Below are 14,415 nucleotides of genomic sequence, written 5' to 3' on the forward strand. Positions count from 1 at the left end.
TATTCTTTACTGTAAGTTTTTCTGATTTTTCCCATAAAAATATCCCCTCCATAGTAGACGTACATCCCTTTCTTTTTTCTGTCTACTATAAGGGGATAATATCAAATAGAGGGGTTCTCTTCTTTATTTTTATTGGCCAATGACGGTAATTCGCCCTTCGACGTTTGGAATTGGATTGTTATTTTGCAAGTAGGCGATGACGATTGAGCTGAGCAGTTCGCCGCTGTCAAACTCAATAGTGCCATTGTTGAACATCGTATATCCGTCCCCGCCTTTGGCCAGGAAGTCGTTTGTTGCCAGCGTATATGTTTTTGTTTCATCAAGCGGCTGGCCGTTAATTTCAACGTTTGTAATTCGTTCGCCTGCTGGCTTTGTTGCATCAAATGTGAAGCGAATCCCTGATACGTGCGGGAAGCCGCCGTTTTGTTCAGGGTATAGACGAACGCCGTGCTCAAGCGCTTTCTTTAAGTCTGCCCCTGTAATGGATAGTTTGACAAGCGTATTGGCAAACGGAAGGGTCGTTAATACATGATTTCTTGTCACGTCTCCTTTTGGAATCGAAGCGCGAATGCCGCCGCCGTTTGTAAGGGCCGCGTCTGTATTTAATGCTGAACGCATCGCATCGGCAATCAAATTGCCGAGGTTCGTTTCTTTTGTGCGCACGTTTTCACGTTCACCGTCAAGATCGACGGAAATATTCGCAATCACTTGTTGTAACGATGTATCTACTTCATTTTTGTATGTTTGAACGATCTGTTGAATCGCTGCATCTTCTTGTTTGTTAGATGAATCACGATAAAGGAATCCGTTTACGCCAATCAGTTTTCCTTTGTAGAATAGTAAATTTGTTTGCCCGACGGCTTTTCCGTATTCGAATGCTTGTGATACATACGCATATTTGAATTTCTTTGGTGTTTCAATGGCATCGTGGCTATGGCCGCCGAGAATAAGATCGATTCCTTGTACAGAATTGGCAAGCTTCTCATCTGTTTTTAATCCAGAATGGGAAAGGACGACAATATGATCCACTTGTCCTTTCAGCTGTTGGACAAGCTGCTTTAATGTCGCTTCTTCATCTGCAAACGTGATGCCGACAATGCCTGCCGGATTCGTTTTGACAGCTGTGTCCGTTGCTGTTAAGCCAACGAGGGCAATTTTCTTTCCGGCAACTTCTTTAATGGTGTAAGCCGGCAAAAACGGCTGCCCATCTTTATAAATGTTTCCGCTTATGATCGGGAATTGAACCATATTTTTTAAAGCAAGCAGACGATTTTGTCCGTAGTTGAAATCATGGTTGCCTGGGACCATCGCATCATATTTCATTCCGTTCATGATGTCGACAACAGCTTGGCCTTCGTTCATGTTCACATATGTTGTACCGTGGAACGTATCGCCTAAATCAACGAGCAATGTTTCGTTATTTTTCTTGCGAACATCGTTGACAATCCGGAAAATTTTAGCGAAGCCCATCTCTCCATTTGTGTCGTTATACAAAATGCGTCCGTGTGTATCGTTTGTATGAATGAATGTAATTTTTTCAATGTTTGTATTGTAACGGTTGAACATGGCTGCCACTTGTGATGGTGTGATGGCTTGATGCGGTCTGATCGTTTGATCCGTGTATCCTGTTAATAGGCCGAGTTCGACAGCGGCAGCAAGATATTCTTGTGACCATTGCCCGACAGCCGAAAAATCTTTAAATCTTTTTAATTTGTCTGTCGAATAGTGATCGCGAAGTTGGAGAGAACGAATGAGAAAAACATACGCTTGTTCGCGCGTTACTTTTTCGTTTGGGGCAAACGTTGTTTCTGTTTTTCCGGTTGTGATGCCGAGACGAAGAGCGGCTTCCACGTATGGCGCTAGTTCTGAATCAACGTCGGTAAACGTTAAATTTTTTATTTCTTCTTTTATGTCTACATCCATCGTCATGATGAGCTGTTTCACAAACTCACCGCGTGTAACCGCTTTTTCGCTTGCTTCAAATTTTGTTGGTGCAACAAGCAATAAAGCGATAACAAGAGAAAGCAAAAAAGGAACCCATTTACTTTGCTTTAGCATGATTTAACCTCCTATGATTTTAAAATTATTTTAAATTATACCAAAATTCTATTAATCTTGGAATTTCTCTAAAATGACTTTATGATTGCATGATTCAAAACATTCTGAAGGGAAATGTGATTGCGTGCGTTTTGGCAGATATTTTGGATGAACGAGTATGGGAGAAGAGGGTAAGTACATTTTAACCTTCTAAAGGTCTTTTGATCGATTATAAAAAATAAACGGTCGAAAATGAAAATATACATTGTAACAGAGGTATGTGGGCAGAGCTGATAAAGAAAAAGAAAGAAGTGAAACCTACTCCTGATACAGTGGAATGGTATTTATCAAAAGATGTCATTGACACATACAGAAAAATGAGAGAATTTTTATTGGAGTTAGGATGAGATAAAGTCACCGTTCGAACGATATATCTTTTATTTTAGAAGCAGCAACGAAAGATGAAGTCACTTTTGTGAGCGGAGATGAATTAACGTTTAAAGATATGCGCGGGCGTCGAAGAACATTGAAGATTATTGATATTATTAGCCCTACATGTGTAAAAGTAGAATTGCAAAAAACCGCATATATTCAAGAACGGTCTTTTTTAAAAAATGAGCGCTTTCAACTGTTTGTACAATCAGTTGTGCCTATTCCCGTTCAAGTGCCGGTGAAAAAAGGAGTCCATATAAGAATTTACTTAGATGAAACGAGTTTAGACGTGACAAAAACCGATCCGGCTGTGAAAGTCACAACGACTCTTCCAAAAGCATTTTGCAATGTTCGTGTCGGTCACCGCCTTTATATTGATGACGGAAAAATATTCGCTCTCATTCAAAAAGTAACAAACGAATACGTGGAAGCGGAAGTGATCTCTACAGGAAGAAAACCGCGCGCGATAAAAGAAGGGGCTGGAATGAACTTGCCTGATTCATTTATACACTTGAACGTTTCTTCATTGACAAAACAAGACTTAGAATCTATCCCGTTTATTATCAAACATGCAGATATCGTTGGATTATCATTCGTTCATACTCCTCATGATGTGAATAAGCTTTATGCCATTCTTGCGGAGCATGGCGCGCAGCATATAACCGTGATCGCGAAAATTGAGACGGGTGAGGCGCTTCACAACCTTGCCCAATTGTTAGAAAAAGAAGAGGCACACCCGCAAAAACGGCGGCAAACCTTGACTCATTATATGACGCAATATGGCGTAATCGAGTAAAACTTATAGGTACATTTCCATCCTTACGACACATATATATAAATAACAAAATAATCTCGAAAGTGGTGGGAGAAGTTGTATACAATTGAAATCGTTCGTTTTATTGGCGATCATATGTCAAAAATTAAGGCCGAAGTAGAACGGGAAATCGTCGATGTGCTTTTGCGTTCCGATATTATTCAATATAAAGGATTTCGCATTCAAGTGGAGACAGTTGAATTTATTCTCGAGCAAAACAAAATTATCTTTATCGGAAAGGAAGTATTGTTACCGAGAAAATAGGAGAAGATATAGGCTGCGTGCCGGTGCCGCAGCCCGGAAAAGGAAGCAGGGATTGGTACAGCCCGAATTGATGACCGCCACTGGCAGGGAAGACAGCTTTCTTCTATTCTTGAAATAAAACCTTCTTTCAACTAGATGGTTTTGTCCATAAAGTCTAATATCATCTTCTGCTTTATAAAACGTGAAATAACCTTTCCCCTCGGCAAAAGGTATAACAGTTATTTCTTTATTTAAAATATCTTCAAGGTCAGCCGCTCTTTTTGCGGCATGTAGCTGCTCTGACCGGGTGTTCATCGCACCTGGTTTTGATTTTCGATTATAGGTGCATGTGCAAATTTTTTGATGACTGGATGCCAAGCCTGCCTCAAACAAAGCCTTCACTTTGATACACAGCATAAGGGACTTTTTTCTGTTCGACAGGCTGCTCATTTGTGAAAAGGACGTTTTTAATTTCGCTGCGCAATGATGATGGTAATGTATCATAATCGGGCAGCTTTGTTAAAGCTTCTAACACTTCAATCACGCTCGGCAGTTTCAAGCGGCCCCCTCCTTTGCATGGTATAATGTGATTATAAATGATAAATATAGGCTAAAGAAAAGTATGATGGTGCAAAAAAAGCCTTATGTTCGTTTAGAAGCAGGAATAAGAGGATGTTTGTTGAAAATGTCTGTAAGAAAATAACATTCGTTTTTTTCATGTCATATATGTTTTTCGAAGTGAGGTCGGGCGAGGTGGTCTTGTGGCAGCAAAAAGGATGTACGGATTAAGTGAAGCCGATTTTTATAAAATCATCAATATTTTAAAAAACTATGCTCCTATTGTACGTGAAGTAATTTTGTTTGGCTCGAGAGCACGAGGAGATTATAAAAAAACATCTGACATTGACTTGGCGATTAAATTTCGAAAAGAGCATGAGCAATTATGCTGCATCCGCGACGCTCTCTCAGAAGCAAGCATTATTTACACGATCGATGTCATTGATTATGACAAAATAAATAACGAAAAACTGAAGCGTTATATCGACGAAGAAGGGAAGGTTATTTTTTTAACAAATGAGAAGGGAGAGCCCGTTGTGACTTTAAATAAAGTAATCGACAAGTTAGCTGATCTTGAAAGAGCGTTGAAGAAGCTCCACGAAAGTGTACAACGCGATGCAAGTGCAGATGATCTTGTGCGCGATGGAGTGATTCAACGGTTTGAATTTACGTATGAATTATCGTGGAAGCTGATGAAAGTATATTTGGAATATAACGGAAATTTACAGGCAACAAATCCAAGAAGCGCCATTCGCGAAGCGTTTAAAGAAGGTCTGATTGAGCAAGGGGACAAGTGGATTCAAATGCTTGAGGATCGCAATCGAACATCGCATACGTATGATGAAGCGATCGCAATTGAAATATACGAGAACATCAAACAAACGTATGTCACTTTGTTTGCTGATTTTGTGACGGAGATGAAACGGCGCATGGATCATTAGGCTTGATGTCACCTCCCGAACGATTAGCGGTGCTGCTGTCATGTGCATTGCGATCCCAAAAGTAGACAATATAAAATCGGTTAACCTGAAGGAATCAGGGCTGAACAGCTCTGGTTCCTTTTTTCTTTTTCTCCTCTTTTCGTGAAAAGTGATAAAGAGGGAAAGAAGGTTTTTTACTTAATTTTTTCACTATTTAACATGTTCACCGGGAAGTCTCCCGCCTCTAAACAGCGTGCTGGTAGGAGAGGTTTATTCGTGTGAAGCCGTTTTGTATAATGACGAATCAACAAGGAAGGAGTGAGGAGGATTTTGCAATGAAATCGGTTTTAGTGACGGAAGTGGCCGGTTATATTAAATTTTCACCTGATTTTCACTATAGTGTTGTATTTTTTAAACTGCCAAAGTTCGCTCGATGAATGAAATAAACTGACTATTGAAATTTACAAACCATTCATTTTGGGCGAATGTTTGGTGTACGATTGTTTACTATAAAAATATGACAAAGGAGTGTGAAATGAAGTTGAAACAGTGAAAATGTGTAAATATTTTATTCGCATTACTTCCCGTCAAAGTGTAGCACTGCTGTTGTTCCATGTGTGGACCGGAAAGTTCGGACATAACGTTTTAACGAAAATCTTATCAGCAATAAGAAAGCGAAACGAAGGAATGAGATGCTAGCAAAGACTGAGAATTTTCAACATGAGTTATCGCATATCAATCCCATTAAGTGGAGGAGGATCATACTATGAAAAATATTGTATTAGGATTAGCTGTTTCAGGCGCTTTAGTGGCAGGCGCGTTTAATGGAATAACTGCACATGCAGCTTCTAATCAAGATACTGCAAATTCCAATGTGGAGTGGAGTCAAAAAGAGTGGAAGAAAGGTCATTTTCAGCTCAATAAAGAGGATTTAATCGTTAAAGCGAAAGAATTAGGGATTAGCACAGACGGGAAAGATGAGCAAACATTGGCACAAGAAATCCGCGAAGTGCTGCTCAAACAAAAAGCAGAAGAATTGGGGATTAGCACAGCCGGAAAAGACGCACAAACATTGGCACAAGAAATCCGCGAAGTGCTGCTCAAACAAAAAGCGGAAGAACTAGGCATTAGCACAGCCGGAAAAGACGCACAAACATTGGCACAAGAAATCCGCGAAGTGCTGCTCAAACAAAAAGCAGAAGAATTAGGGATTAGTACAGCCGGAAAAGACACAAAAACATTGGCAAAAGAAGTATTTGAGGCTTCTATCAAACAAGAGGCAGAAAAGCTTGGAATAACAGTTGATGGAAAAGATATTAGAGTATTGAAAAAGGAAGTGCTTGAAGCAAAAGTGAAAAACGAAGCAGAAGAACTTGGCATTGAAGTAGAAGGCAAAACGATTAAGCAGCTTGTCCACGAAGTCAAAGAGAAGAAAGTAACCAAAGCGGCGGAAGAATTGGGTATTTCTACAGAAAACAAAACAATCCGCCAGTTAATCATAGAAATTAACAAGAAAGATCCAAACAAATTAAAGGAAGAAACGGATCACTTATTTGGAGAAGGCGGCGAATTTGGATGGAAAGAGTTTAATCATAGAGAGCGAGGATTTGATGGATTAGGTTTTGATTTCGATAGGGCAGAATTTTGACGTAAATCTAAGTAAATAAAAAAATTGACCTACATATGCTCTGTCATGTATTTGCAGGGATGATGCCAAATGATTTATCAAGTGCTTGACGCATTTTGATGTTTTGTAAATAGAGAGCAAGAAAAGGAGAGTAGAGTCCTTGGGGACCTGCTCTCCTTTTATCTTAATAAATAGTCGAGAAAACTCAATGAAAGCAAAAATGACTTTGTATAGCTCTTTAAAGGGGAATAGGAAAGAGTGTGCCATGCAGAAAATGAAGCTATCATGCGCTTCATGTGACAAAAATGAACATCCTGCATCAGTATAGGGATTCAGTCTGGGCTTCTTTACTTGGTTTACTTTTCTTCGATAGGAGAGATGCTCTTTAACCGCATTGAAGAGAGAACATCGCTGTGTTGCTGCGTAAATTTTCACTAAATTTTCATCAAAGCATTGTATTCTTTAACTGAGGTCAGGGAAAGGCAAAAGTTCGGAGTTAAATGAACGAAAGGGGTGATAGGAAATGCGATGGAGCAGCAACTACTTTGTTGAAAAATGTAAAAATGAAAAAAGGAGTGTGTGAAGCGGACATGAAAGCGAAACTGAGAGGTCGCGTGGACGTTTGGCTCATAGCGATTTTTTTACTGTCGGTTTTTTTAAATTTTTATAACATCGGGAATGCCGGGTCGAATGTGTACTATACAGCGGCTGCCAAAAGTATGACGGCAAACTGGAAAGCTTTTTTCTTTGCATCACTTGACCCTGCAGGTTTTATTACGGTAGACAAACCGCCAGTTGCTTTATGGTTTCAAGCTTTGAGCGTAGCGATTTTTGGCGTGAGCGATTGGAGTGTGCTGCTTCCGGAAGCAATTGCTGGAGTTTTGTCGACTTTACTCATTTATTTCATTGTCAAGCCGATATTTGGACGCGCTCCGGCTTTATGGTCAAGTTTGATTTTTGCTTGTACGCCCATCTTTGTCGCAGTAGCGCGGACAAATAATATCGATGCGATTTTAATTTTCACCCTTTTAGCGGCAGCATGGGCGTTGATGAAATCGGTACATAAGCAGAAGATATCATGGCTTTTATTTAGCTTTGCGCTAGTCGGAATCGGTTTTAACATGAAGATGCTGCAGGCTTATATGGTGTTACCTGCCTTTTATTTGTTCTACTTCTTGGCAGATAAAGCAAATTGGAAAAAACGAATAGGGCATTTATCGCTGGCGACAGTTGTATTATTCGTCATTTCCATTTCTTATGCGGCGGTTGCCGATTCAATTCCGAAAGATAAGCGGCCTTATATCGGAAGCAGCCAAACGAACTCGGTTTTTGAATTAGCATTTGGCTATAACGGAGTAGGGCGTTTAACGGGTGAGGCTGGACCAGGGGGAAATCATTCATCTGATGGAAATATGCCAAGAATGAACCCGCAAACAAATGAGCAAAATCAAGGAAATGCTTTGTTAGGCGTGCCGCCGCAAGGGACGCCGAATATAAATTCTCAAATAAATGACGAGAATGGAAATCAAGGAAATGGTTCATTGCCAAGCCCGCCGCAAGGAATGCCGGGTATGAATCCGGGAGAAATGGGGAATTTTGGACCGAACGAAAGTCAACCTCCCGGAAGAATGGGGGGGATAGGGGGCGAAACGGGCGAGCCGGGATTGTTCCGTCTCTTTAATCAACAAATGGCGGGGCAAATTAGCTGGCTGCTTCCATTCGTTCTTTTTAGTCTCATCGGACTCATCGTATCGATTCGTAAACAACGTGCATTGACTTTGCCGCATCAATTTACGATGTTTTGGTTCATTTGGTTGATTCCGATGATGGGCTTTTTCAGCATTGCTGGATTTTTTCATCGTTATTATCTAAGTATGATGGCACCGGCGATCGCCGTAATTACGGCCATTGGCAGTACGATATTATGGGAATTTTACAAAGAGAAGCGGGATTGGAGTCAATGGCTGCTTCCAACGGCTTTTTTAGTTACATTCCTATTTGAAGCGTATGTATTATTCCAAAACCGCTCTTCGATTCATGTCTCTTGGATGTTGGTTATTGCTTTATTAGGATTGGCCATTTTTGCCTTTATAGTAGCTTTTCGAAATAAAGAGAAAACAGCGTATTATACAAAGATTGCCGGAATGATTGGTCTTCTCATCATGCCATTTTATTGGTCGTTGACCCCTGTTTTATACGGAGGAAATAGCGCCATTCCTTATGCGGGTCCGGATTTAAGACATTCTGGGCAACAAGGAGACCGGATGATGGCGGGAGGAATGGAAAGAGAAGCGAATTCAAGTCTCATTGAATATTTAGAGAAGAATTACAACGGTGAAAAATATTTAGTGGCAACATTTAGGGCGAATACGGCCGCGCAAATTATGCTGAAAACGGATAAAGCAGTCATGGCGATGGGAGGATTTTTAGGAAGTGACCCTGTGTTAACACCGGAAAAATTGGAACAAATCGTGAAAAAAGGGGAAGTGAGATATTTCCTTATTTCTGGATTCGGTGGCGGCGGTGAAAGCAATAGCGAGTTAATTCAGTGGATTCAAAAACATTGTAAAGAAGTGCCGCAAGAAGAATGGCAAAAAGGCCAAACATCTGCTGACCGGCATCCATTTGGAACGGACAGAGCCGAGAAGCTTTACAAATATGAAGGATAGGAGGGATCTATATGGTGAAGTATTCCGTCATTATTCCTGTATATAATGAAGCGCTTGTTATTCGCGAGACGTATAAACGTTTAAAAGCAGTCATGGAACAAACGGATGGACCTTATGAATTATTGTTTGTCAATGATGGGAGTGAAGATGAAACAATCGAGATTTTAAAAGAGCTCGCCGTCAAAGATGAAACAGTGAAATATTTAGACTTCTCTCGAAATTTTGGTCATCAAATCGCCATTACGGCTGGAATGGATTATGCATCTGGAAAAGCGATCGTGATTATTGACGCTGACCTGCAAGACCCTCCCGAATTGATTTTAGAGATGATTCGAAAATGGAAAGAAGGTTACGATGTCGTTTATGCGAAGCGGATCAAACGAAAGGGAGAAACAATATTTAAAAAGGTGACGGCCCATTTATTTTATCGCATTTTACGGGCGTCTACGGAAATTGACATTCCATTAGATACAGGGGATTTTCGTTTAATGGATCGGAAAGTGTGCGATCAGTTAGTGAACATGAGAGAACGAAACCGTTTTGTCCGCGGGCTCGTTAGTTGGATAGGATTTAAGCAGACGGCGCTTGAATATGAGCGTGATGAACGATTTGCAGGAGAAACGAAGTATCCGTTAAAGAAAATGCTGCGGTTTTCTATGGATGGGATTACTTCTTTCTCATATAAACCTTTGAAGTTAGCGAGTTTGTTAGGATTTCTTCTTTCGTTTTCGAGCGTGATTTGGATGTTTGTCGTTTTATACTTAAAATTATTTACGAACTCTACCGTAACCGGATGGTCTTCGTTGTTAATGGCGATTCTCTTTTTCAATGGCGTTGTTCTCATTATGTTAGGTGTGATGGGGGAGTACATTGGCCGGATTTATGATGAGGTGAAACATCGTCCATTATATATTTTGAAAGATTGCCGGGGAGTCGGACAAAAGAGTGAAAAGGTACCGCAGTATGTTGAATGGTAAAGAAAAAATAAGCTCGTTATTCCGATTTTGTACGGTAGGAGTTGGAAATACACTCGTTGATTTTGGCGTCTTTTTCCTTCTCACTTCTATAGGTGTTCCGTATTTGTTAGCACAAGGCGGTTCATATACAGCGGGAATGATAAACAGCTATATATGGAACCGGGTTTGGACGTTTCAAATGAAACAAAAAGCGACGATACAAGAATTCTTTCGCTTCATGATCAGCAATCTTTTCTCGTTAGGTGTGACGTTTTTCGTTTTGTACGTGTGCCAGCAAATTTTAGGATGGCCTTTATTGATCAGTAAAATGATTGCGACCGTAGGAGGAATGATGATGAACTTCATCGGAAGCCGTCTTTGGGTGTTTCAAGAATAGTGTGCAGTGAACAGAATAATGGTGTCTGGTCACCGTTCGAAATTAATCCGACTATATTATATACAGATTTTGGTCGTCGGCCTCCAATCGTGTAAAAACCCCAAGGGATCGACGACCAGTTGTTTTCTGGAGAAAAGATAAAAAATAGCGGAAAAACAAGAAATTGATAAAAAATATCTCTTTCGTTATAAGTTTTTATCTTAACTTATGAGGAATTGAAACGCATGCTCAATGACTTCAACGGAGGAATTTTTATCTTAATCATTACAAATTGAAGCATTGAATGCTGAAAGGCGCTGATGAACATCTCCAGCCTTCATTTTGCTTAGAGGGGGGAGAAGATTTCTCGGTGAACATGCTAAAAGTCGAATCTAGACAGTACAACAAGGTTTCAAAAAAGTTCGTAAGGTACTAAATTTAAATCAACAAAAAGAAAAAATCAGTAATAAAGACCTCCAGATTATTGATTGCTTTCCCGGCGTCACTCACCGGGGGTTATCGAAAAAAGGAGTTGTCTCCCGGCTCGGAAAGAGTAAATGATTGTAACCAAATAATAGTACCAAGTAATAAAAAAGGTTTGACAGGATGAGCGTGCAAGTGTTACGATGAGAAAGAATGATTGGTGCGAAAGTTCGGAATGTTCATTTTTCTGTATATGTTTCGCGCCTCTCATTACGGAGTAGCGCCTCCATTCTGCGCGAATGGGCGGTATATTTGAAAGGAGATTTATTTGAATGAGAGAATTTTATACGTTCGGCTGGTATGCGTCGAAAATTTCGCCGCACTTGCCGAAAGAAGTGTTTGAGCCCGTTCCTTCCCGTTTACTTGGCGGTCTTATTTACCTCATCATTGCGCTCAGCGGCCTCCTAGTCATTTCCTTGTTGGATCTTCATCCATTGTGGAATTTCCTCATTTCTGTCGTGCTTGGTTTTAGCTTTGCGTCATTAGGATTTTTAGGGCACGAAATTTTACACGGTACGGTTGTTCGTCGTCCGTGGTTGCGGGATTTCCTTGGAGCCATTGCGTTTTGGCCGTTATGTACAGGCCCGAAGCTGTGGCGAAAGTGGCACAACGCCAACCATCATGTGCACACCCAACATGAGGAATTGGACCCTGATGCATGGCCGGGTTTAGAAAAGTTAGCGAAAAGTCGTTTATTGCGCTGGGTATATCGAATTCCGTTTGTGATTCGCGCGTTTTTCGCCTTTAGTGCATTGACGTTCACATTTACGCTTCATTCGATTCGGATGCTGTTTTACTTTTTTAAAGATTTTGAGCCGAAAAACCGCAAAATCGTGCTTTGGCAGTTTCTATTGCCTTGGGCGTCGTGGATTGGCTTATTGTTTGTTATCGGATTTTCAAAGTGGCTGTTTGCGTTTTTGCTGCCGCTTTTGATTGGCAATTTCATCGTTATGAGCTACATTTCGACGAATCATCGGTTAAATCCGTTAGTGCCGGTCAACGATCCGCTCGCCAACAGCCTTTCAGTTACCGTTCCGAAATGGATCGATGTTTTGCATTTTAACTTTTCGTATCACACCGAGCATCATCTATTTCCAACGATGAGTTCAAAATATTATCCGCTCGTGAAAAAACATCTTAAAAAAATGTGGCCGGATCGCTATCATGAAATGCCGATGACAAAAGCGCTCATTGCGCTTTGGAAGACGCCGCGCGTGTATTATCAGCAGCGCGAACTCATTGAACCGCTCCAAGGGCATGTATACGGCACGCTTGGAAACGGACTTGAGCCAACCCGCATTCAATATCGGAAGGCGGAAGTCGAACGGGAGCTGGGTCAAAGCTTTGTGTCTTCATCATTCAAAAAAGTCGCGAAACATAAGTAGATGGAATGTGTGCCATGAATGATAGCTCCCTCATCCACTGACGAAATCATTCCTGTAATGCCTGAAATAAACCTGTTTCTATTTTCAACATAGAGGGGATTCCTTTCTGGATAGATGGTGGTTGGCACCTATGGGGGAGTCCTCTTTCTTTATTTTGCTTATGTCTACCTACATGTGATTAGTGCTCGCCGTAGAAACTTAGTTGATTAGCTAACTTTGGATCGGTGCTTTATATTTACCGAAGCTGTTCCTTTGAGAGAAAATTCTCCAGGGACTTTTTTATTTTTAGACGAATGCATGACTGGTCATCGTTCGAAATTTGTCGAAAACTCATTGTAACTCGCAGCCTCTAATTATCTAGTCCTTAAAATCTCTTAAAGTTATAATAATAAGAAAAACTTAATTTTTCAGCGTATTGAAAAGACTCCCTGCTGTTTCTAAACAGTGCCGACCTATTTTCATGTTTGATTCATATGTTGAGAGTTTAAGTTCGATTTATGTACATACAAAATATTGCAGAAGAGGAAATGATGATAGGATGAGGCCAATTCTGTTTGCTTTTTCATTGTTCATTTCTTTTTTTAGTTTTTCTAATTATTTCGTTAAAGCTGACGAGCTTAATACATATATTAAGGCTATTAAAGATCGCGTTCCATTATTTGATAACAGTACCGGTTCGTTGGTAGAAGTCGGTTATATGGAAAAAGGGGATATTTTAAAAGTTGATAAAGATCCGGGAAAAAACTGGTGGCAAATTAAATTTGGTAATAGTTATGCCTATGTTTATAAAGGTAATGTCGAATCGTTTAAGGCTAAAGCAATTGGGGGGGAGAATACAAGTAATTTAAAAAATTCAAACGATACGATTTTATTAATGGAAAATCAACGAATATATGATAATAGTACGGGAAAGTTAATTCCGTTTGTTACGATTAAAGGGAATATGCGTTATCCCATCATCTGCAAACTTAAGAATTGGTATAAAATTGATGTTGGCGGCCGGATCGGGTACATCCATCATTCAAAAGCCAGTTGGGATCATGGAGTTCCTGTATTAATGTACCACCATATTTTGAAAAAATCCGAAAACAAAAACTATCGTAATGTATCAACGACCATTTCAGATAGCCAATTTAATGAACAAATGAATTGGTTAAAAGAAAACGGATATGAAACGATTACATTGCAGCGTTTAGAACAGTATGTGCGGGGAAAGGCAAATATTCCTGCCAAAGCGGTCGTTATTACCTTCGATGATGGGTTGAAAACAAGTTTTCTATATGCTTATCCGAAATTAAAAGAGCATGGATTCCAAGCTGTCAATTTTGTCATAACGGGCAGAATACCGAAAGAACCGCAAAAGTTCAATCCAGACAGCTTACAATTTTTAAGTCGATCTGAAATGGACGCGATGAGTGATGTATTTACTTTTGAATCCCATACGGATTGTCTGCATAATTTAAATGGAGGAAAGAGCGATGTTCTTACTAAACCTTACAATGTGGTAAAAGAAGATATTAAACGGAGTAGAGACATATTAGGTGCCCGGTATTTTGCCTATCCATTCGGTCAATATAACTCTAGTATTATTCAGATGTTAAATGAATTGGATTTTAAACTGGCAGTGACGACAAAACAGGGGAAAGTACGCATAGGAGACCCTTTATTTGAGATAAAACGATTAGGTGTATACCCAGAACATACGCTAAAGGATTTTTCGAAAATGGTTCAAAACTAGATGCGTGCCTGTATCACGCCCCGAAATTTGCCCAAGAGTGATAGATTAGCAGTAAAGTTCTGCGGAGAGAAATCTCTGCAGGGCTTTTCTTTTTTCAATAAGCGTATTGGAAATGATATAAACGCGGCTTGATTTTCCGGTATATGTATAGAGCTAAAGCATTTCGACTATTCTTTT

The 14,415-nt window shown here is 40.1% G+C and carries 13 protein-coding genes; 10 read left to right on the top strand and 3 right to left on the bottom strand.

What is annotated here, in order from left to right:
• Positions 1-129: 129 nt before the first annotated feature.
• Entirely contained in the window at positions 130-2,058 is a 1,929-nt protein-coding gene (locus B0I26_RS07980) for a 5'-nucleotidase C-terminal domain-containing protein (protein WP_111644925.1), read from the bottom strand.
• Between the two features lie 257 nt (positions 2,059-2,315).
• On the opposite strand from B0I26_RS07980, the gene B0I26_RS18815 reads away from it, so the two are divergent.
• The 3 genes from B0I26_RS18815 to B0I26_RS07990 all read left to right on the top strand — a co-directional run bounded on the left by B0I26_RS18815 (position 2,316) and on the right by B0I26_RS07990 (position 3,547).
• Complete coding sequence (locus B0I26_RS18815) at positions 2,316-2,444, top strand: hypothetical protein (protein WP_281268689.1); 129 nt, start codon at positions 2,316-2,318, stop codon at positions 2,442-2,444.
• A 68-nt stretch (positions 2,445-2,512) separates the two neighbouring features.
• Positions 2,513-3,265 (top strand): pyruvate kinase, encoded by a 753-nt coding sequence (locus B0I26_RS07985; RefSeq protein WP_245934732.1) that lies wholly within the window; start codon positions 2,513-2,515, stop codon positions 3,263-3,265.
• 75 nt (positions 3,266-3,340) lie between these two features.
• Complete coding sequence (locus B0I26_RS07990) at positions 3,341-3,547, top strand: hypothetical protein (RefSeq protein WP_111644926.1); 207 nt, start codon at positions 3,341-3,343, stop codon at positions 3,545-3,547.
• Here B0I26_RS07990 and B0I26_RS07995 read toward each other — a convergent pair.
• Both B0I26_RS07995 and B0I26_RS18235 read right to left on the bottom strand, forming a co-directional pair.
• Complete coding sequence (locus B0I26_RS07995) at positions 3,533-3,904, bottom strand: hypothetical protein (protein ID WP_146612801.1); 372 nt, start codon at positions 3,902-3,904, stop codon at positions 3,533-3,535. The two genes, B0I26_RS07990 and B0I26_RS07995, sit on opposite strands and share 15 nt — an antisense overlap.
• Positions 3,905-3,911: 7 nt before the next feature.
• Positions 3,912-4,085, bottom strand: a complete 174-nt coding sequence (locus B0I26_RS18235) for a hypothetical protein (protein WP_181502795.1) — start codon at positions 4,083-4,085, stop codon at positions 3,912-3,914.
• 202 nt (positions 4,086-4,287) lie between these two features.
• On the opposite strand from B0I26_RS18235, the gene B0I26_RS08000 reads away from it, so the two are divergent.
• From B0I26_RS08000 to B0I26_RS08030, 7 genes are all read left to right on the top strand, one after another.
• On the top strand, positions 4,288-5,025 hold the full coding sequence (locus B0I26_RS08000; protein WP_245934733.1) for an HI0074 family nucleotidyltransferase substrate-binding subunit: 738 nt from the start codon (positions 4,288-4,290) through the stop codon (positions 5,023-5,025).
• A gap of 745 nt (positions 5,026-5,770) precedes the next feature.
• Positions 5,771-6,652, top strand: a complete 882-nt coding sequence (locus B0I26_RS08005) for a coiled-coil domain-containing protein (RefSeq protein ID WP_111644928.1) — start codon at positions 5,771-5,773, stop codon at positions 6,650-6,652.
• A gap of 569 nt (positions 6,653-7,221) precedes the next feature.
• Positions 7,222-9,300 carry a glycosyltransferase family 39 protein gene (locus B0I26_RS08010; protein ID WP_111645035.1) on the top strand — a complete coding sequence of 693 codons (2,079 nt, stop codon included), beginning with the start codon at positions 7,222-7,224 and terminating at the stop codon, positions 9,298-9,300.
• 11 nt (positions 9,301-9,311) lie between these two features.
• On the top strand, positions 9,312-10,277 hold the full coding sequence (locus B0I26_RS08015) for a glycosyltransferase family 2 protein (protein ID WP_111644929.1): 966 nt from the start codon (positions 9,312-9,314) through the stop codon (positions 10,275-10,277).
• Positions 10,264-10,653: a GtrA family protein gene (locus B0I26_RS08020; protein ID WP_181502809.1), complete on the top strand. Its 390-nt coding sequence runs from the start codon at positions 10,264-10,266 to the stop codon at positions 10,651-10,653. Before B0I26_RS08015 ends, B0I26_RS08020 begins: the two co-directional genes overlap by 14 nt.
• 734 nt (positions 10,654-11,387) lie before the next feature.
• Complete coding sequence (desB, locus tag B0I26_RS08025; RefSeq protein ID WP_111644931.1) at positions 11,388-12,500, top strand: Delta(10) desaturase DesB; 1,113 nt, start codon at positions 11,388-11,390, stop codon at positions 12,498-12,500.
• 538 nt (positions 12,501-13,038) lie between these two features.
• Positions 13,039-14,238, top strand: coding sequence for a polysaccharide deacetylase family protein (locus tag B0I26_RS08030; RefSeq protein ID WP_111644932.1), 1,200 nt, complete (start codon positions 13,039-13,041; stop codon positions 14,236-14,238).
• Positions 14,239-14,415 lie beyond the last annotated feature (177 nt).

The sequence above is a fragment of the Paranoxybacillus vitaminiphilus genome (genome assembly GCF_003259935.1).
GTDB lineage: Bacteria > Bacillota > Bacilli > Bacillales > Anoxybacillaceae > Paranoxybacillus > Paranoxybacillus vitaminiphilus.